17 protein-coding genes are annotated in these 18539 nt (G+C 64.2%); 10 read left to right on the top strand and 7 right to left on the bottom strand.

The genetic code is table 11. The features are described from left to right. Positions 1-54: 54 nt before the first annotated feature. The 3 genes from F0Q04_RS19460 (at position 55) to F0Q04_RS19450 (ending at position 2021) form a co-directional block, all read left to right on the top strand. The gene (locus F0Q04_RS19460) at positions 55-627 is read left to right on the top strand and encodes a DUF3455 domain-containing protein (RefSeq protein ID WP_182343005.1); all 573 of its coding nucleotides are present in this window, start codon (positions 55-57) and stop codon (positions 625-627) included. Positions 628-696: 69 nt separating this feature from the next. Then, positions 697-1275, top strand: a complete 579-nt coding sequence (locus F0Q04_RS19455; protein WP_116925984.1) for a sigma-70 family RNA polymerase sigma factor — start codon at positions 697-699, stop codon at positions 1273-1275. Then, positions 1272-2021 (top strand): anti-sigma factor, encoded by a 750-nt coding sequence (locus F0Q04_RS19450; RefSeq protein WP_116925796.1) that lies wholly within the window; start codon positions 1272-1274, stop codon positions 2019-2021. Before F0Q04_RS19455 ends, F0Q04_RS19450 begins: the two co-directional genes overlap by 4 nt. Positions 2022-2371: 350 nt before the next feature. On the opposite strand, the gene F0Q04_RS19445 is transcribed toward F0Q04_RS19450, so the two are convergent. From F0Q04_RS19445 to F0Q04_RS19430, 4 genes are all read right to left on the bottom strand, one after another. After that, complete coding sequence (locus F0Q04_RS19445) at positions 2372-3148, bottom strand: ABC transporter permease (RefSeq protein ID WP_116925797.1); 777 nt, start codon at positions 3146-3148, stop codon at positions 2372-2374. A 20-nt stretch (positions 3149-3168) separates the two neighbouring features. Next, positions 3169-3999 (bottom strand): ABC transporter ATP-binding protein, encoded by an 831-nt coding sequence (locus F0Q04_RS19440; RefSeq protein ID WP_021027056.1) that lies wholly within the window; start codon positions 3997-3999, stop codon positions 3169-3171. A 57-nt stretch (positions 4000-4056) separates the two neighbouring features. Continuing rightward, positions 4057-5085 (bottom strand): ABC transporter substrate-binding protein, encoded by a 1029-nt coding sequence (locus F0Q04_RS19435; protein ID WP_021027055.1) that lies wholly within the window; start codon positions 5083-5085, stop codon positions 4057-4059. A 75-nt stretch (positions 5086-5160) separates the two neighbouring features. Further along, a complete protein-coding gene (locus F0Q04_RS19430; RefSeq protein ID WP_182343003.1) occupies positions 5161-6186 on the bottom strand; it encodes an ABC transporter substrate-binding protein in 1026 nt (341 codons plus the stop codon). 254 nt (positions 6187-6440) lie between these two features. Between F0Q04_RS19430 and F0Q04_RS19425 the strand changes: the two genes are divergently transcribed. Then, complete coding sequence (locus F0Q04_RS19425) at positions 6441-7094, top strand: flavin reductase family protein (protein WP_116925799.1); 654 nt, start codon at positions 6441-6443, stop codon at positions 7092-7094. Positions 7095-7145: 51 nt separating this feature from the next. Here F0Q04_RS19425 and F0Q04_RS19420 read toward each other — a convergent pair whose 3' ends face one another. Continuing rightward, positions 7146-7478 carry a hypothetical protein gene (locus F0Q04_RS19420; RefSeq protein WP_182343001.1) on the bottom strand — a complete coding sequence of 111 codons (333 nt, stop codon included), beginning with the start codon at positions 7476-7478 and terminating at the stop codon, positions 7146-7148. Between the two features lie 26 nt (positions 7479-7504). Between F0Q04_RS19420 and F0Q04_RS19415 the strand changes: the two genes are divergently transcribed. Then, positions 7505-8452 (top strand): IS481 family transposase, encoded by a 948-nt coding sequence (locus F0Q04_RS19415; protein WP_182342999.1) that lies wholly within the window; start codon positions 7505-7507, stop codon positions 8450-8452. Between the two features lie 181 nt (positions 8453-8633). On the opposite strand, the gene F0Q04_RS19410 is transcribed toward F0Q04_RS19415, so the two are convergent. After that, positions 8634-9671, bottom strand: a complete 1038-nt coding sequence (locus F0Q04_RS19410; RefSeq protein WP_232539409.1) for a LacI family DNA-binding transcriptional regulator — start codon at positions 9669-9671, stop codon at positions 8634-8636. A gap of 134 nt (positions 9672-9805) precedes the next feature. Here F0Q04_RS19410 and F0Q04_RS19405 point away from each other — a divergent pair, with 134 nt between their 5' ends. The 5 genes from F0Q04_RS19405 (at position 9806) to F0Q04_RS19385 (ending at position 16083) form a co-directional block, all read left to right on the top strand. Next, the gene (locus F0Q04_RS19405; RefSeq protein WP_182342995.1) at positions 9806-10825 is read left to right on the top strand and encodes a TRAP transporter substrate-binding protein; all 1020 of its coding nucleotides are present in this window, start codon (positions 9806-9808) and stop codon (positions 10823-10825) included. A gap of 36 nt (positions 10826-10861) precedes the next feature. Next, positions 10862-12748 (top strand): TRAP transporter large permease subunit, encoded by a 1887-nt coding sequence (locus tag F0Q04_RS19400; RefSeq protein WP_182342993.1) that lies wholly within the window; start codon positions 10862-10864, stop codon positions 12746-12748. A 126-nt stretch (positions 12749-12874) separates the two neighbouring features. Then, positions 12875-13414 (top strand): VOC family protein, encoded by a 540-nt coding sequence (locus F0Q04_RS19395; RefSeq protein ID WP_182342991.1) that lies wholly within the window; start codon positions 12875-12877, stop codon positions 13412-13414. A 30-nt stretch (positions 13415-13444) separates the two neighbouring features. Next, a complete protein-coding gene (locus F0Q04_RS19390; RefSeq protein ID WP_116925804.1) occupies positions 13445-14722 on the top strand; it encodes a ribulose-bisphosphate carboxylase large subunit family protein in 1278 nt (425 codons plus the stop codon). A gap of 5 nt (positions 14723-14727) precedes the next feature. Then, positions 14728-16083, top strand: a complete 1356-nt coding sequence (locus F0Q04_RS19385; RefSeq protein ID WP_182342989.1) for a four-carbon acid sugar kinase family protein — start codon at positions 14728-14730, stop codon at positions 16081-16083. 123 nt (positions 16084-16206) lie between these two features. Here F0Q04_RS19385 and F0Q04_RS19380 read toward each other — a convergent pair whose 3' ends face one another. Then, positions 16207-18510 carry an NADP-dependent malic enzyme gene (locus F0Q04_RS19380; protein WP_182342987.1) on the bottom strand — a complete coding sequence of 768 codons (2304 nt, stop codon included), beginning with the start codon at positions 18508-18510 and terminating at the stop codon, positions 16207-16209. Positions 18511-18539: the final 29 nt, after the last annotated feature.

Raw genomic sequence — 18539 nt, 5'->3', positions numbered from 1 at the left:
ATTAGCGCTGTTTTCACTCTCGTCCTTCTGTCCCCCTCACTTAGGAGAACTCGTATGTTGACCTCTCGCACAGCACCCCGTATCGCCGCCATCGCCACCGCAGTGGCCTCCATCGGCCTGCTCACCGCTTGCGGCTCGATGCACAAAAAGGAAATGACCTTTTCGCAGGCTTCGCTGCCAGCAACCATCCAGGTGCCAGCCGGCCACAAAGTGGCTTGGGAAACAGTGGGTAGCGGTGACATCACCTACGAATGCCGCGACAAGGCCAATGCCCCCGGCCAGACCGAATGGGTGTTTGTGGGCCCCGATGCGGTGCTGAAGGACCGCGCTGGCAAGACGGTGGGCCGCTACTATGGCCCGCCTGCCACCTGGGAAGCGAATGACGGCTCCAAGCTGACGGCAACGCAGCTGGCAGTAGCGCCATCGGGTGCCGGCAACCTGCCCTACCAATTGGTCAAGGCCAACCCTGCGATGGGCAGCGGTGCCTTGGTGGGTGTGAGCCATATCCAGCGCGTGGCCTTGAAGGGCGGTGTGGCACCGGCTGACAAGCCTTGCATGCCAGCACAAAAGGGCCAAAAGACGGTGGTGCAGTACCAAGCTGACTACATCTTCTGGAAGCCTATGTAAGTTTCTGTTTTATAGCGGCTACACTCGAAGAAGGATTTCCTCCCCTTTCCTTCTTCGTGGATTGCCTTCATGCCGCCTGCCGCTTCTGTGACCGACGACAATTTTGACCATGCCTTGGCGCTAGCTGCTTGCGCGCGTGGCGACCGCCATGCGCTGCAGCGTATTTACGAGCAAGAGTCGCGCTATCTGCTGGGGGTGGCGATGCGCATTGTGCGCAGCCGCGCAGCGGCCGAAGATGTGCTGCACGATGCCTTTGTGGCGATCTGGAGCAAGGCGCACAGTTTTGATGCGGCGCGGGGTGCGGCTAGAGGCTGGATCTATAGCATTGTTCGGCATGCCGCATTGAACCGGGTGCGCAGCAGCGCCCGCGAAAGCACACTGGATGAGCCGACCGCCGCTGCCTATGAGGCCAGCGCCGCGATGGCTGCCTGGCAGGAAGAGGGCGATGCCCTGGACCGCCAGGCCCAGCTGGGCCGCCTGGGCCAGTGCCTCGAAGGCCTGGAGCCGCAGCGCCGTGAATGCCTGCTGCATGCCTATGTAGATGGCTGCAGCCACAGCGAGATTGCAGCGCGGGTGCAGGCCCCGCTGGGAACCGTCAAAGCGTGGATACAGAGGGGCCTGCGCGCCCTGCGGGAATGCATGCAATGAGCGCCGATACCAACCACCAATTGCCGCCCGATGGCGACAGCCCGGACGACCTGCAGACGCTGGCCGGCCAGTATGTGCTGGGCACGCAGGATGCTGCAGAGCGTCGCGCAATCGAAGAGCGCCTGCCGCAGGATGCTGCGCTGCGCGCCGCCGTGGATGCCTGGGAGCAGCGCCTGCAACCCTTGACCACTCTGGCCCCGCCGCAAGAGCCGAGCACGGGCCTGTGGCCGCGCATTACCGCCAGCCTGTGGCCCGCAGCCGAGCCGCAGCGCGCCGCCGCCGCAGTGCCGCGCCGCTGGTGGCATTGGGACAGCCTGGCGCTGTGGCGTGGCCTGGCCGGCAGCGGTTTTGCTGCTGCTGCCGTGCTGGCCGGTGTGCTGGTGCTGGGCCCCGCCCCGGCGCCTGGCCCCGCCCGCTACTTTGTGGTGCTGGCCGCGCCGCAAAGCCAGGCCCCTGGCTGGCTGGTGCAGGCCCAGGCGGCAGACCGGCTGCGCCTGGTGCCGCTGGGTACCGATGTGGTGCCGGCCGAGAAATCGCTGCAGTTCTGGACCAAGGCCGATGGCTGGAGCGCCCCGGTGTCGCTGGGCCTGGTCAAACCGGGTGAAGCGATTGAGGTGCCTGTGGACAAGCTGCCACCACTGCAGCCCAACCAGTTGTTTGAGCTGACCCTGGAGCCCGCAGGCGGATCGCCGATTGGCAAGCCGACGGGGCCGATCCAGTTCATCGGCCGCGCGGTGCAGATTTAGAGTCGCTAACACAACCCTTGATACGTCGTTGCCGAACCTTGTCGTACTACTGTACTGCCTGCGGCTCGACGCCTAGTCGGGGACGCCTAGTCTCAATCGCAAACCTTCGGTTTGCTGGGTCGTGTTAGCGACTCTTAGCCGCTGTCACCAAACACCAAGGGACCCTTTCATGGAACGGGCCCCTTTGTTGCGGTTGCTGTGATTCAGCCTGAAAGCTTCGATCCGCTATAGAGCCGTTCACACGGCCCAGCAAACCGTAGGTTTGCGGTTGAGACGAGGCGTCCTGACGCAGGCAGTACGTTAGTACGACAAGTCAGGGCAACGACGTATCAAGGGTCGTGTTAACGGCTCTAGTGGTTGTTCGCGCCTCGGTGCGCCCATGCGGTAGTCCGCTTCTCAACAAAGCTGAACAGCTCGTACATCACCATCGCCATCGCGCCCACCACCAACAGGCCCGCAAAGGCCAGGCCCATTTGCATGGACGAGCCGGCAGAGATCAGCAGGTAGCCAATGCCTTCGTTGGCGGCGGTCATCTCGGACACGGTGGTGCCGACAAAGGCGAGGGTGATGGCAACCTTGAGCGAGCCGTAGAAATAGGGCAGCGAGCGGGGCAGGCCGACCTTGATGAGGACATCCCAGCGTTTGGCGCCCAGCACGCGCAAGACGTCTTCCAGCTCGGGCTCCAAGGTCGCCAGGCCGGTGGCGATGTTGACCATGATGGGGAAGAAGCTGATCAGAAACGCGGTGAGGATGGCCGGGCCAATGCCGATGCCAAACCACACGACGAGAATGGGCACAAAGGCGGCCTTGGGCAGCGCGTTGAAGGCGGTCATCAGCGGGTAGACGGCGGCGTAGGCCAGGCGCGAGCTGCCAATCAAAAAGCCCAGCAAAACACCGACGACGATGGCCACGCCAAAGCCTGCCATCGTCACCCAGAAGGTGCGCCAGGCATGCGCGGCGATGACGGCGTGGAACTCCAGAAACTGCTGCCAGATCAGCAAGGGGCTGGGGAAGATGAACTCCGACACCTGGAAGGCCGAGCAGATGATTTGCCAGACGATGACGACGGCCGCCAGCAGCAGCCAGGGTGACCAGCGTTCGAGCTTGGGGTTGTTGAGCTTGTACATAAGTGAATGGGCCTGGGCGCTTACTGGTTGATCACGGTGCCGGTCTTGCGCATCGCACCGATGTGGCCGCGCAGCTCATGCACGATGTCGCTGAACTCCTTGGTGTAGGTCAGCTCCAGATCGCGCGGGCGGGGGATGTCGATATCGCGGCGCACCACAAAGCGGCCGGGGCTCTTGCTCATCACGTAGATGGAGTCGGCCAGGAACACCGATTCGCGCAGGTCGTGCGTGACGAGGATGACGTTGAACTGCTGCTCGGCATGCAGATCGCGCAGGATGCACCAGAGCTCTTCGCGGGTGAAGGCATCGAGGGCGCCAAAGGGCTCGTCGAGCAGCAGCATCTTGGGCTCATGGATCAGCGCGCGGCAGATGCTGGCGCGCTGCTGCATGCCGCCCGACAGCTCCCAGGGGAACTTGTCCTCATAGCCCGCGAGGCCGACCTTTTGCAGCAGGCGGCGGGCGCGCTCTTCGTACTCTTGGCGCCGGGCCTTGAACTGGCTGCGGTGCGGCTCGACGATCTCCAGCGGCAGCAATACATTGTCGACCGTGGTTCGCCAGGGCAAGAGCGATGGCGACTGGAAGGCCATGCCCGATATCTTGAGCGGGCCGGTGACGGGCTGGCCATCGATGCGGATCTTGCCAATGCTGGGCATGCGCAGGCCGGTGGCCAGCTTCATGAAGGTGGATTTGCCGCAGCCCGAGGGGCCGACGATGGCGATGAACTCGCCACGGCGCACTTGCAGGTCAATGGCTTCGACAGCGAACTGGTTCTTGGCCTGCAACTCGTCGTTGTAAGCCAGCCAGACATCGCGAAACTCAACAAAGGCAGGGTCTTGGAGGGAGGCCGTCATAGGGTGCAATCGTCTTCAAAAGGGCAGGGCGCGGGCAGCGCCCTGCAGGCGGCGGGATCAGCGCTTGGGGAGGATGTCCAGCTCGGCAGCGCTGGGCAGAAAGCTGCCGTTCCACACTGCTTGGGCGGGCACGGGGTTCTTGGTTTCATAGGCCTTGGCGACCTGCTCGGCCATCAGGCCCAGGCGCTCGGGGCGCAGCTGGCCAAAGCCTTCTTCGCGCGCGCCCTTGCTGTCGATGGCGGTGTCGATGGTGAGCTTGAGGCGCTTCACCTCCAGCGGCACATTGACCAGGCCATCCTTGGCCTTGAGCGAGGCAATGGCGGCCTGCGGATCGGCAATCGCTTCCTTGGCGCCTTTCGCAAACGCCTTGAGGAAGGCGCGCACCGCTTCGGGCTTCTCGGCAATCAGCTTGGGGCTGGCGATGATGACATTGCCGTAGAGCTGCACGCCATGGGTGGCATAGGGCAGCACCACCACGTCTTCGGCCTTGATGCCACGCGCTTCCAGGTTGAGCAGGCTGGTGAAGGTGTAGCCGGTGACGGCATCCAGATCACCACGCACCAGCATGGTTTCGCGCAGCGGTGGGTCCATCGTCGTCCACTGCACGGCGCCCACGCCATTGGCTTGCGCAAAGATTGGGAAGGTGCGGCGGCCTGCGTCAAAAATCGGTGCGCCCATCTTCTTGCCGGTCAGGTCGCTGGCCTTGGTGATGCCCGATTTCTTCAGCGCCATCACCGATGCCGGTGTGGTGTTGTAGATCACCATGATGGCCACCGGCTTGATCGGCGCATCGGGGTTGTTGGCATGGAACTCCATCAGCGCCGCCAGGTCGGCAAAGCCCAGGTCATGCGTGCCCGAGGCCACGCGCTGGATCGCGCCCGCGCCGCTGGCAGCTTCCACCGTCACATCCAGACCTGCCTGCTTGAAGTAGCCCTTTTGTTCGGGGTGCACAAAGAGAGCGGCCGGGCCTTCAAAGCGCCAGTCGAGCTGGAACTTGAGCGGCGTCAGCGGCTGGGCCAGGGCGCTGCAGGTGCTGGCGGCGGCCAGCAGGGCGATGGAGGCATGGAGGAAGCTGCGTTTTTTCACGGGATGGTCTCGTCAGGTGGTGGTTGATCAGTGAAAGGGAGCGGGGCGATGCGATGTGCTCAGCTGGTGGATGGCTTACTTCTTGGGGAGCACATCCAGCGCGGCGGCAGGCGGCAGAAAGCTGCCGTTCCAGACGTCTTCGGCCTTGACGCGGGTCTTGGTGCCATAGGCATCGGAGACCTGGGCGGCCATCAGGCTCAGGCGGCTGCTGTCGAGGCGCCCAAAGCCTTCCTTGCGGGCGTCGGCGCTGTTGATGACGGTGTCGATCGCCAGCTGCAGGCGGCGCGTCTCCAGCGCCACATTGGCGATGCCATCACGCGCCTTGACGGACTGGATCGCCTGGGCCGGGTTGGCAATCACGCCCTTGGCGCCCTGGGCAAAGGCGGTCAGGAACTTCTTGATCGCCTCGGGCCGCTCCTGGATCATCCTGGGGCTGGCGATGATCACATTGCCGTAGAGCTTGACGCCATAGTCGGCGTACTGCATCACCACCACATCGCTGGCCTTGGCGCCGCGCGCCTCCAGGTTCAGCAGGCTGGTAAAGGTAAAGCCGGTGATGGCATCGACATCGCCGCGCACCAGCATGGTTTCGCGCAGCGGCGGGTCCATCGCCGTCCAGGCCACGTTGCTGACGCCATTGGCCTTTTCAAAAATGGGGAAGGCCTTGCGGCCGGCATCGAACACCGGCGCGCCCAGCTTTTTGCCAGCCAGATCGGCGGGGGTCTTGATGCCCGACTTCTTGAGCGCCATCACCGAGGCCGGCGTGTTGTTGTAGACCACCATCACGGCGACGGGCTTGTTGGGCGCGTCGGGGTTGTTGGCATGGAACTCCATCACCGAGGCCAGGTCGGCAAAGCCCATGTCGTAGGTGCCCGATGCCACGCGCTGCACCGCGCCGCCCGAGCCATTGCCGGCATCCACCGTCACATCCAGGCCCTGGGCCTTGAACAGGCCTTGCGCGACGGGCTGCAGGAAGAAGGCGGCTGGCCCTTCAAAGCGCCAGTCGAGCTGGAACTTGATGGGCGCATCTGCCGCCTGGGCCGCACCCCAGGACAGCGCCAGAGCGGCGACGGTGGTCTTCAGAAAACTGCGCTTGTGCATGGGGAGCCTCCGATGTTGCATACAAGGTCGTTTGCAAGATCGGTGCCAGTTTGTAAGCCCCTGTATTGGCGTGCGTAGCTGCACCAGCCTGGTGCAAATTCCAGGTGATGCAGCTGGGGCGTGCACGCGCAGATGCATGGCAGCGCATCTGCTTGGTGCAGCTTGTATACATGCTTGGTCGGCTACTGGGGCGGCGCCGCCCGGGCATGGCAATTGCAAGCAAAATGCCCCATTCAGACGATGAGAAAGCGCCCATGACCGAGATCGACTTTGCCCAGCTGGGCACCTACGAACGCTACAAGCTGATGGCCAGCCTGATCGTGCCGCGCCCCATAGCCTTGGTGACGACCCTGGGCGCCGACGGCACCGTCAACGCCGCGCCTTTTAGCATGTTCAACATGATGGGCGAGGACCCACCGGTGGTGATGCTGAGCGTGAACAAGCTGCAGGACACCGCGCAAAAGGACACCGCCACCAACATCCTGCGCGACAAGGAGTTTGTGGTGCACATCGCCGACGAAGCGATGGCCGCCGCCATGCACCGCTGCGGCGACCGCCTGGCCCCGCACGAGAGCGAGCTGGACCACACGGGCCTGACAGCCACCCCCTCCCAAAGCGTGCGCCCCCCACGCATCGTGCAAGCCCCCGTCGCCTTCGAATGCTTGCTGCACGAAACCTTGGAAACCGCGAGCCGCTATGTCTTTATCGGCCGCGTGCAATGGCTGGCCGTGCGTGACGGCCTGGTCGACACCGAAAAATGGCGGGTGCGCCTGCAGGAGTTCTTCCCCGTCGGGCGCTTTGGCGCGAGCTTCTATATCAACTGCCGGGAACGCTTTGCGATTGAGGCGGGGGAAGGGCTGGCGGGGGCGCAGGGTAGCGCTGCAAGTACGGCGATTGATGAGATGTGACGGAGCCGACCGGCGCGTTGGGATCGATTGGTTGCGGGAATGGATAGATCCCTAAAACGCTTGCACAAACAGAACCTCGCGCTGGATACGGGACACCTCGGCTTCATGGAAAGGGAAGACATGGTAGCCGCAGTGTTCCGTGAAGACCGCAATCGCGAACTTCTGCGCATTGACCACATGGAATGCGTGTTCGAACTGAACAAACGAGCCGTCCATCAGTTTGATGTGCAAGCTTCCGTTCGATGGAAAGTCTGCTGCGCCCAGGCCCTTTTGCTGTATTTCTTCAACAGAGCGGCCAAGGACAGGGGCTAGGTGTGAAGGTTCAATAGGTTGTATCCGGTGTTCATCCGGGTTGGATTTGAGAGACTGGAAGTCGCCAAACACCCAACCCACTCAGGACAGCCAACCGGATGAACACTCATAAGCATGCCCGACTTACCTTTGCCCGGAGACTGGAGATGGTCAAACAGATGACCTTGCAAGGCCTGGATGCCTCTCAGGCCGGAGCCCTTCAAGGCGTCACCGCACAGACCGCTCGCAAGTGGCTGGGCCGCTACCTCTGGGGCGGCGAAGCAGCCCTGGCCGATGCTTCCTCCAGGCCCATTTGCTCTCCCAAAGCCATCTGCGAGTCCAAGGCCTTACTCATTGTTGAGCTACGCAAACGCCGCATGCTGCAGTCGCGCATTGCCAGCTACGCAGGCGTCTCGGCGTCCACCGTGAGCCGGGTATTGGCCCGTGCGGGCCTGTCTCGACTCAGCGATCTGCAGCCGTCCGAGCCCGTGGTTCGCTATGAGCACGATGCGCCTGGAGACATGCTGCACATCGATACCAAGAAGCTCGGGCGCATCGTTCGGCCCAGCCACCGCGTCACAGGCAATCGGCGCGATTCGGTCGATGGTGCGGGATGGGAGACACTGTTCGTGGCCATTGACGACCACGCACGCATTGCCTTTACCGCTATGCATCCGGACGAGAAAACGCCGCAAGCCGTCGCCTTTCTGCGCAACGCCGTGGCGTACTACGCGGGGCTTGGAGTGAGCATCAAACGCCTGCTGACCGACAACGGTGCGGCATTCCGCTCAAGGGAGTTCGCTGCGGCCTGCAACGCCTTGGGCGTGCAGCACAAGTTCACCAGGCCGTACCGGCCACAGACCAACGGCAAGGCCGAGCGATTCATCCAATCGGCGCTGCGCGAGTGGGCCTATGGTTGGACATACCAGAATTCAGCTGAGCGAGCACAAGCCTTACATCGCTGGCAGCATTACTACAACTGGCACAGGCCTCACAGCGGCATTGGTCGAATTACCCCGATGGCCAGGCTCAAATCTGCAAACAACCTCTTGACAGTTCACAGCTAGGTCTTCAGCCCATTCAGTGACAAGCTGTTGGGCCAAGCGCGGTACAGGATGCATGTCATTCCTTGGGTTGGGGGAGGCGGGGGATTCCGCTGAAGAGCACTTGGGAGTGGATTCTAGCTACAGGAGGTATGTGAGTTAGGTACGTGCTTGGCGCGTGTACTGCAATGGGGGACCCCGCCCCTCAAGGCAAATTCTCCCGAAAAATGACCTGACTCCGCACAATGTCCACCGCCGTCATCGTGTCGAGCTGGTCGCGCAGATTGCTGAACATGCGGATGCAGCTCATGATGATGCCCAGGTGGCTTTGGGTGATGACGGCGTCCATGGTGCCGTTGATCAGCAGGGCGCGGGTGTCGGGGGTGAGGCCGTGGCCGATGAGGACGACCTGGTGCTCGCGGCCGGCTTCCTGCAATGCGCGGCCTACGCCATCGGATGAACCACCGATGTTGTAGATGCCGGCGATATGCGGGTGGCGTTGCAGCAGCTCCTTGGTTTGCTGGTAGTTGCGGGAGGAGTCGTCATAGCTCTCGCGCAGGCCCAGGATCTGCATGTCGGGGAACTGCTCGGCATGCAGTTGCAGAAAACCGCCCTCGCGCTCCTCATGCGCCAGGTAGCTGCGCGATCCTGCGATCAGTGCGATTTGCGCATCGCGGCGCTGGCTGCCGATAAAGCGGGCCAGCAGGTAGGCGGCGGTGCGGCCGGCGGCCCGGTTGTCCAGCCCCACATAGGCGATACGGGCGCTGTTGTCCAGGTCCGAGATGACGGTCAAGGTCGGCACACCCCGGTCGGCGAGTTGCTGCACCGCTTCGCGCACGGCCGGGTGCTCGATGGCCATGAAGGCGATGCCCTGCACGCGCTTGCCCAGGCGCAGCAAGGTGGCGGCCAGCGCTTCGGGGTTGAAGCTCTCGACATATTCCACCTGGCATTTCACATTGAACGGCGCCTGGTGGCTTTCTGAAAAGCCAATGGTGTCGCCCAGCATACGCAGGTAGGGGTTCTGTCCCTGGGGCAATACAAAGGCCAGCTTCCAGGGCGCGGATTGGGGCGCGGCATCGGCCAGGGCATCGGGCAGGTAGCCCAGCGCCTGCGCGGCCTGGCGCACCTTCTGCACGGTGATGGGGCGCACGCCGGGGCGCTGGTTCAGCACCCGGTCGGCGGTCGCGGTGGAGACGCCCGCCAGGGCGGCCACGGTTTTGAGCGTGAGACGCTGCGGGGGCATTGCTGGGTGGCTAGGCATCAGAAAACATCAGATTCAATCATTTTGTGCGTTTGACTATAGCAAGTCGTTTGCATATCTTCCAGTATGAGATCTGTGCCATTACATCAATTCAAATCAAATATTAGGAGACAAGCATGACCGAACTCAGCCGCCGTTCCCTCATCAAGGGACTGACCGCCCTGCCTGCCGCAGGCGTGGTCTCGGGCTTTCCATTGATCGCCCGTGCGGCCGAGTTCTCGCTCAAATACGGCAACAACCTGCCGCTCAGCCACCCGCTCAACGTCCGCGCGCAAGAGGCGGCCGACCACATCCGCAAGGAAACCAATGGCCGTGTGGAAATGGCCATCTACCCCAACAACCAGCTGGGCGGTGATACCGACATGCTGGCGCAGGTGCGCTCGGGCGGTATCGATTTCTTCACGCCGTCGGCGCTGGTGATTGCGACCCTGGTGCCGGCAGCGGCCATCAACGCGGTGGGCTTTGCGTTTACCAACTACGACCAGGTCTGGAAGGCCATGGACGGCCAGCTGGGTGCGATGGTGCGGGCCGAGATTGCCAAGCGCAAGCTCTATGCGTTCGAGAAGATGTGGGACAACGGTTTCCGCCAGACCACCAGCAGCAAGGGCGCGGTGCAAAGCGCCAAGGACATGGATGGCCTCAAGATCCGCGTGCCGGTGAGCCCGATGCCGATTGCGATGTTCAAGGGCCTGGGCGCGGCGCCGGCCAGCCTGCAGTTCTCCGAGGTGTACTCGTCGCTGCAGACGCGCATTGTGGATGCGCAGGAGAACCCGCTGCCCATCATCCAGGTGGCCAAGCTCTACGAGGTGCAGAAGTTCTGCTCGCTGACCAACCATATCTGGGACGGCTACTGGTTCATTGCCAATGGTCGCATGTGGGAGAGCCTGCCGGCGGAGCTAAAGAAGATCGTGGCCACGGCGATCAACGATGCCGGCATGGCGCAGCGTGCGGATATCAGCCAGCTCAATGCCTCGGTGCAGGCCGATCTGGCCAGCAAGGGCCTGCAGTTCAACCAGCCCGATGCGGAGAGCTTTCGCGCGGCGCTGCGCAGCTCGGGCTTTTACAAGGATTGGCAAGGCCGCTTTGGCAAGGACGTGTGGAGCCTGCTCGAAGGCGCCGTTGGCAAGCTCGCTTGAGCGCTGCTCTGATTCACGCCCTGAAAGAGCATTGCCATGTCCCACCCTGCAACCCCCGCGCTGGCGGGGCACTCTGCTGCGCCGCCCGACAACGCCTTGGCCTCGCTCGCGCGTGGCGTTGACCGTGGCCTGGGCGCCATCGTCGAGACAGCGGCCGCTGCCTTGGTGCTGGCCGAAATCATCGTGCTGTTTGCCGGCGTGGTGGCACGCTATGTGTTCCACCAGCCGCTGGTCTGGTCCGATGAGCTGGCTTCGCTGATGTTTCTGTGGCTGTCCATGCTGGGCGCCGTGGTGGCGCTGCGCCGGGGCGAGCACATGCGCATGACGGCCTTTATCAACAATGTGCGGCCAGGCCTGCGCGCGGCGCTGGAGGCCTTTGCGCTGGCCGCATCGCTGGCCTTTTTGCTGATGGTGCTGGGCCCCGCCTACGAGTACGCGGAGGAGGAGGCCTTTATCACCACCCCGGCGATGGAGCTGAGCAATGCCTGGCGCGCCGCAGCGCTGCCGGTGGGCATGGGCCTGATGGCCGTGGTGGCCCTGCTGCGCCTGCTCACGCAGACGACCTGGCAAAAGGCGCTGGCGGCGGTGGCCATGGTGGCTGCGCTGGTGCTGCTGTTCTGGCTGTGCCAGCCGCTGTTCAAGAGCCTGGGCAAGTTCAACCTGGTGATCTTTTTTGTGCTGGTGGTGGCGGGCACGGTGTTTGCCGGTGTGCCGATTGCGTTCTCGTTTGCGCTGGCCACCTTTGGCTACCTGGCGCTGACCACCCGCACACCGCTGGTGGTGATGGTGGGGCGCCTGGATGAGGGCATGTCGCACCTGATCATGCTGGCGGTGCCGATGTTCATTTTTCTGGGCTCGCTCATAGAGATGACCGGCATGGCCAAGGCTATGATCCAGTTTCTGGCCAGCTTGCTGGGCCGCGTGCGCGGTGGGCTGTCCTATGTGCTGATTGGCGCGATGTACCTGGTATCGGGCATCTCGGGATCGAAGGTGGCCGACATGGCGGCGATTGCGCCGGTGCTCTTCCCCGAGATGAAAAAGCGCGGCGCCAAGGAGGGCGATCTGGTCGCGCTGCTGTCGGCCACCGGCGCGCAGACGGAGACCATCCCGCCGTCCATCGTGCTGATCACGATTGGCTCGGTCACCGGCATATCGATTGCCGCGCTGTTTACCGGCGGCATGCTGCCCGCCGTGGTGCTGGGCGCTGCGCTGTGCTGCGTCGTGTGGTGGCGTTACCGCAAAGAGGAACTGGGCGGTGTGGAGCGCTTTAGCGGCAAGCAGATTGGCCGCTTGCTGGTGATCGCGCTGCCGGCGCTGGCCTTGCCCTTTGTGATCCGCGCCGCGGTCGTGGAGGGCATTGCGACGGCGACCGAGGTCTCCACCATCGGCGTGGTCTATTCGGTGCTGGTGGGCCTGTTCATCTACCGCTGCTTTGACTGGCGGCGCCTCAAGCCCATGCTGGTCGAGACCGCTTCGCTGTCGGGCGCGATCATGCTGATTGTCGGCTGCGCCACTGGCATGGCCTGGGGGCTGACGCAGTCGGGCTTCTCGTCGGACCTGGCCAAGGCGATGACCAGCATGCCGGGCGGCAGCTGGGGGTTCCTCGCGATCTCCATCGTCTGCTTCATCGTGCTGGGCAGTGTGCTCGAAGGCATCCCCGCCATCGTGCTGTTTGGCCCGCTGCTCTTCCCCATCGCCAAGGAGGTGGGCGTGCACGAGGTGCATTACGCAATGGTCGTGATCTTCGCGATGGGCATTGGCTTGTTTGCGCCGCCCTTTGGCGTGGGCTACTACGGCGCCTGCGCGATCAGCAAGGTCAACCCCAACGAGGGCATTCGGCCCATCGGCGGCTACATGCTGGCGCTGTTTGTCGGGCTGCTTTTTGTCGCGGCCATTCCCTGGATTTCTACCGGATTTTTATAAGCGGACTGCGGCCCCAAGGCCACCCGGCCAGCTTCCCGGCCTTGGTCTGCATCGCGTGCACCCACGTGAGGCAGCGCCCATGCCACCAACGCAACAACCAACTTAACAACAAACGAAAGACAAGCTATGAGCCGCTTTTTGGGAGAAATCCGCCAGCTGGGCTATGTGGTCGACGACATCGAGGCCGCGATGCAGTACTGGAGCGAGACCTTGGGCGTGGGCCCCTGGTTCTACAACCCGCAGGTGCCGATCGAGAACTACCAGTACGCAGGCGAGCGCTACCAGCCGCACAACTCGGTGGCGCTGGCCAACTCGGGCTTTGTGCAGGTGGAGCTGATCCAGGTGCGCAACGATGTGCCGTCGATGTACCGCGATTTTCTGCGCGCGGGCCGCACGGGCCTGCAGCATGTGGCGTACTGGACCACCGATTACGACGCCGATCTGCAGCGCTTGCTGGCGCAGGGCTTCAAGCCGCAGATGAGTGGCGAGGTGGGCAAGAACGGCCGCTTTATCTACTTTGACACCGAGTACCACCCGGGCACGGTGATCGAGCTGTCCGAAGTGATGGGCCCCAAGGGAAAGATGTTTGATCTGATCCGTGCGGCCTCGCAGGACTGGGATGGTCAGAACCCCGTGCGCCCTTTCCCTGACCTCAACACCCTGTGATGGCCGGCCCGCCCTGGGCCTGGAAATGCGATGAAATCTACCCATTTTGAAGCCAGCTACCTGATTGAGACGCCGCTGGCGCCCGAGGCCGTGGCCGAGGTGATGGCCGGTGAGCAGTCCTGCGGCACCTTCACCCGCGTGGCCGGCGAGACCGATGACCTGCGCGCGCGCGCACGTGCCCAGGTGCTGCAGGTGCAGCCGCTGGGCACGGTGGAGCGGCCCAGCCTGCCCAATGCCTGGCTGGAGCGCCAAGGCTATGGCGCAGGCGCCAACTGGCAGCGTGCGCGTGTGCGCATTGCCTTCCCCATCGCCAATGTGGGCGCCAATCTGCCCACCTTGGCCGCTACCGTCAGCGGCAATCTGTATGACCTGGGAGAGGTATCGGGCCTGCGGCTGGAGCGCCTGGACCTCCCGCCGGACTACCGCGACCAGTTCGATCTGCCGACGATGGGCGTGGCCGGCACGCGGCGCAGTATTGGGGCCAGCGCAGGCGCCATGGTGGGCACCATCATCAAGCCCAATGTGGGGCTATCGGCCCAGCAGACGGCCGACCTGGTGCGGCAGCTCTGCGACGCGGGTGTGGACTTTATCAAGGACGATGAGGTATCGGCCAACCCGGCGCATGCGCCGCTTGAGGAGCGCATTCCTGCCGTGATGCGCGTGATCCGCGAGCACCGGGAGCGCACCGGCAAATGGGTGATGGTGGCCTTCAACATCACCGATGAGACCAGCGCCATGCTGCGCCATGCCGACCTGGTGCAGCAGGAGGGCGGCAGCTGCGTGATGGCCAGCATCAACTGGTGCGGGCTGTCGGGCATCCAGAGCCTGCGGCGCCACACGCCCTTGGCGCTGCATGCGCATCGCAATGGCTATGGCGCGCTGTCACGCGACCCGATGCTGGGCATGGGCTACCAGGCCTACCAGACCCTGTGGCGCCTGGCTGGTGTGGACCATGTGCATGTGCATGGCTTGCAAGGCAAGTTTGCGCAGCCTGATGCTGAGGTGGTGGAATCGGCGCAAGACTGCCAGCGGCGCCTGTCGGCCGCGCAGGATGACTGCGTGCTGCCCGCCTTCTCATCGGGCCAGTGGGCGGGTACGGTGCCTGCCACCTGGGCGGCGTTGCAAAGCGATGACCTGCTGTTCATGTCGGGCGGCGGCATTCTGGCGCACCCCGATGGCCCCGCCGCTGGCGTGGTGAGCATTCGCCAGGCCTGGGCTGCCGTGCGTGAAGGCAGCAGCCTGGACGACTATGCCTGGCATGCGCCGGAGCTGGCGCGGGCACTGCAGTTTTTTGGCAAGCGTGGATAGGCCACATGCTGGACACCTTGCTGCGCGGCAAGCCCGCTGTCGTCTGGTATGGCGATGACTTTACCGGTGCGACCGACACCCTGGCCACGGTGGCGCAGGCGGGCCTGCGGTCTCTGCTTTTTCTGGAGGTTCCGACCGAGGCGCAACGGGCCCAGGCTGGGCCCTTGCAGGCCATTGGCATCGCCGGTGCGGCCCGCAGCCTGGCCCCCGCTGCGATGGCCGAGGTGCTGGCGCCGGTGGCGCAGTTCATGGCCGCCAGCGGCGCGCCGCTGCTGCACTACAAATGCTGCTCCACCTTTGACAGCGCCCCGCATGTGGGCAGCATTGGCGCGGCTGTGACGGCATTGCGCAAGGTGGCAGGCGCATCGCCAGCGGTGATCGTTGGCGGCCAGCCCAATATCGGGCGCTTTTGCGCCTTTGGCAACCTGTTTGCGCAGGCCGGGCCAGGGGGGGCGGTTCACCGTATTGACCGCCACCCCACCATGCGGCAGCACCCCGTCACCCCCATGGACGAGGCCGATCTTCGCCTGCATCTGGCCAAGCAGCGGCTGGCCGATATTCGGCTGCTGAGCACCCGGCAGCTGGAGCTGGCGGGCGCCGATACCGACGTGCTTCTCCGCTGGATGCAGGCTCAGGAAGGAGCAAGCCCTGTGCCAGATGCCTTGCTGATCGACCTGGTGCACGAAGCCCAGCTGCCGCAGATTGGCGCGCTGCTGTGGGCGCGTGCGCAGCAAGCGCCGTTGCTGGCCGTGGGGCCCAGCGGCGTGGAGCAGTGCCTGATCGCAGGCTGGCGCCAACTGGGGTTGTTGGGGGAAGTGCCAGCGGCTGAACCGCTGGCGCCCGCGCAGGGCCCGGTGCTGGTGCTGGTGGGCAGCTTGTCGCCGGTCTCCAGCCAGCAGATCGCGGCCAGCCAGCAGTTTGACAAGCGGGAGGTGGATGTGGGCCGGCTGTTGGCCGAGGAGGGCTATCTAAGCGCTTGCGCGGCCCAGCTGGCCCAGGGGCTGCTCCAGGGGCGCCCTATGCTGGCGCACACCAGCCGACCCGATCAGACCCTAGACGCCGCGACCACGGCAGCGGTGGCACAGCGCAGCGCGCAATTGCTGGCAGAGACCTTGCGCCTGATGGCGGCACAGGGCCAGCCCCTCAAGCGCTTGGGCATTGCGGGCGGCGATACCTCCAGCCTGGCGACGCAGGCGTTGGGGCTGTGGGGGCTGGCCTTCCACAGCACCCTAGCGCCCGGAGTGACCATGAGCGTGGCACGCAGCGATGATGCGCGCATCGATGGGCTGGAGCTGATGCTCAAAGGGGGGCAGATGGGCGATGCGCAGCTGTTCGACCGGCTGGTGAAGGGGGCGGGCTGAGGGGCACCTGGGCAGAGGCACAGATGTAAAAAAGCCCCAGGCGCTATGCCTGGGGCTATCTTTAGGTGTGGTGTGGTGTGGCTTGCTGCGCAAGCAAAGGCGCGGCCTGCGCCGCGCCAGCGCTTACTTGCCTTCCTTGCGCGCTTGGGCCTGGGCGGCGACCAGGGCCGTCATGTTGACCACGCGGCGCACGGTGGACGATGGGGTCAGCACATGGGCGGGGGCCTCGCTGCCCAGCAGGATCGGGCCGATGGTGGTGCCATGCGAGGCGGTGGTCTTGAGCACATTGAACAGGATGTTTGCGGCGTCCAGGTTCGGGCAGATCAGCACATTGGCCTCACCGGTCAGGCTCGACTCGATCAAGGTGCGCTCGCGCACGTGTTCGTCCAGCGCGGCATCGCCATGCATTTCGCCATCGCATTCGATGTCGGGGTTGGCAGCGGCAAACAGGTCGCGGGCAGCGCGCATCTTGAGCGCCGACTTGCGGGTGGACGAGCCGTAGTTGCTGTGCGAGAGGAAGGCCACCTTCGGGGGCAGGCCAAAGCGCTGCACCTCTTGCGCGGCAAGCTTGGCGATCTGGGCCAGCTCTTCGGCGGTCGGATCTTCGTTGATGTAGGTGTCCGCGATAAACAGGGTGCGGCCTTCCAGCATCAGCGCATTCACGGTGGCCAGGCGGTTGGCGTCGGTCTTGTGGCCGAGCACGTCTTCGATATGGCCCAGGTGACGGTCAAAGCGGCCCATCACGCCGCAGAGCATCGCGTCGGCATCGCCCAGGTGCACCATCAGTGCGGCGATCACGGTGTTGGAGCGGCGCACGGCAGACTTGGCCACCTCAGGCGTGACGCCATTGCGGCCCATCAGCGCGTGGTAGGCCTCCCAGTACTGCCGGAAGCGCGGGTCGTCTTCGGGGTTGACGATGTCCACATCCTTGCCCAGTTGCAGGCGCAGGCCGGCCTTGGCAATGCGCGCTTCGATGACCGCAGGGCGGCCGATCAGGATGGGCTTGGCCAGGCCGTCGTCCACCGCCACTTGCACGGCGCGCAGCACGCGCTCGTCTTCGCCTTCGGCGTAGGCCACGCGTTGCACATTGGCCTTGGCTGCTGCAAAGACCGGGCGCATGAACATGCTGGTCTGGTAGACGAAGCGGGTGAGGTTCTCACGGTAGGCGTCGATGTCCTCGATCGGGCGTGCTGCCACGCCGGACTCTTGCGCGGCCTTGGCCACGGCGGGCGCAATGCGCAGGATCAGGCGCGTGTCGAACGGGGTGGGGATCAGGTAGTCGGGGCCGAACTTGAGCTCCTTGCCCTGGTAGGCGGCGGCCACTTCGTCGCTCACGTCCTGCTTGGCCAGCGCGGCAATTTCGCGCACGCAGGCCAGCTTCATCGCTTCGGTGATCTTGCTGGCGCCGCAATCGAGCGCGCCACGGAAGATGTAGGGGAAGCACAGCACGTTGTTGACCTGGTTCGGGTAGTCCGAACGGCCGGTGGCGATGATGCAATCGGGGCGAACGGCCTTGGCCAGCTCGGGGCGGATTTCTGGCTCGGGGTTGGCCAGTGCCAGGATGATGGGCTTGTCGGCCATGGTCTTGACCATGTCGGCGGTCAGCACGCCGGGAGCCGAGCACCCCAGGAACACGTCCGCGCCGTTGACCACGTCGGCCAAGGTGCGGGCCTCGGTCTTTTGCGCATAGCGCGCCTTGGACGCGTCCAGGCCACCGGGGCGGCCGTCATAGATCACGCCCTTGGAGTCCACCATGAAGATGTTCTCGCGTTTGACCCCCAGGCCCACCATCACATCGACGCAGGCAATGGCAGCCGCACCGGCGCCAGAGACGGCGATCTTGACGTTGCCGATCTGCTTGTCGACCAGCTCCAGGCCGTTGAGCAGCGCGGCGCTGGAGATGATGGCCGTGCCGTGCTGGTCGTCATGGAACACCGGAATGTTCATGCGCTTGGACAGCTCTTGCTCGATGTAGAAGCACTCGGGTGCCTTGATGTCTTCGAGGTTGATGCCACCCAGTGTGGGCTCGAGGCTGGCGATGATGTCGATCAGCTTGTCCGGATCGCGCTCGGCCAGCTCGATGTCAAACACATCGACGCCAGCAAACTTCTTGAACAGGCAGCCCTTGCCTTCCATCACCGGCTTGCTGGCCAGCGGGCCGATATCGCCCAGACCCAGCACGGCGGTGCCGTTGGTGATCACGCCCACCAGGTTGCCGCGCGAGGTGTAGTCAGCCGCCAGGCTGGGATCGGCTTCGATGTCCAGGCAGGGGTAGGCCACGCCTGGCGAATAGGCCAGCGACAGGTCACGTTGGTTGGACAGCGGCTTGGTCGGGGTGACGGAGATCTTGCCCTTGCTGGGGCTGCGGTGGTATTCGAGTGCGGCTTCGCGCAGTGCCTGTTCGGCGGCGGACAGTTGTTGTGCCATAAGAGTGAGTCAATCCAGTGTGTACCAAG

The sequence above is a fragment of the Comamonas koreensis genome, from assembly GCF_014076495.1.
Classification (GTDB): domain Bacteria; phylum Pseudomonadota; class Gammaproteobacteria; order Burkholderiales; family Burkholderiaceae_C; genus Comamonas; species Comamonas squillarum.
This window is presented reverse-complemented; position numbering and strand designations above follow the sequence as displayed.

Bases quoted from the DNA above. Each gene is read 5' to 3' on its own strand.
- F0Q04_RS19415 (WP_182342999.1), top strand. From the start codon at position 7,505: ATGAACACTCATAAGCATGCCCGACTTACCTTTGCCCGGAGACTGGAG.
- F0Q04_RS19425 (WP_116925799.1), top strand. From the start codon at position 6,441: ATGACCGAGATCGACTTTGCCCAGCTGGGCACCTACGAACGCTACAAG.
- F0Q04_RS19390 (WP_116925804.1), top strand. From the start codon at position 13,445: ATGAAATCTACCCATTTTGAAGCCAGCTACCTGATTGAGACGCCGCTG.
- F0Q04_RS19385 (WP_182342989.1), top strand. From the start codon at position 14,728: ATGCTGGACACCTTGCTGCGCGGCAAGCCCGCTGTCGTCTGGTATGGC.
- F0Q04_RS19410 (WP_232539409.1), bottom strand. From the start codon at position 9,671: ATGCCCCCGCAGCGTCTCACGCTCAAAACCGTGGCCGCCCTGGCGGGC.
- F0Q04_RS19450 (WP_116925796.1), top strand. From the start codon at position 1,272: ATGAGCGCCGATACCAACCACCAATTGCCGCCCGATGGCGACAGCCCG.
- F0Q04_RS19455 (WP_116925984.1), top strand. From the start codon at position 697: ATGCCGCCTGCCGCTTCTGTGACCGACGACAATTTTGACCATGCCTTG.
- F0Q04_RS19400 (WP_182342993.1), top strand. From the start codon at position 10,862: ATGTCCCACCCTGCAACCCCCGCGCTGGCGGGGCACTCTGCTGCGCCG.
- F0Q04_RS19460 (WP_182343005.1), top strand. From the start codon at position 55: ATGTTGACCTCTCGCACAGCACCCCGTATCGCCGCCATCGCCACCGCA.
- F0Q04_RS19405 (WP_182342995.1), top strand. From the start codon at position 9,806: ATGACCGAACTCAGCCGCCGTTCCCTCATCAAGGGACTGACCGCCCTG.
- F0Q04_RS19440 (WP_021027056.1), bottom strand. From the start codon at position 3,999: ATGACGGCCTCCCTCCAAGACCCTGCCTTTGTTGAGTTTCGCGATGTC.
- F0Q04_RS19380 (WP_182342987.1), bottom strand. From the start codon at position 18,510: ATGGCACAACAACTGTCCGCCGCCGAACAGGCACTGCGCGAAGCCGCA.
- F0Q04_RS19445 (WP_116925797.1), bottom strand. From the start codon at position 3,148: ATGTACAAGCTCAACAACCCCAAGCTCGAACGCTGGTCACCCTGGCTG.
- F0Q04_RS19395 (WP_182342991.1), top strand. From the start codon at position 12,875: ATGAGCCGCTTTTTGGGAGAAATCCGCCAGCTGGGCTATGTGGTCGAC.
- F0Q04_RS19430 (WP_182343003.1), bottom strand. From the start codon at position 6,186: ATGCACAAGCGCAGTTTTCTGAAGACCACCGTCGCCGCTCTGGCGCTG.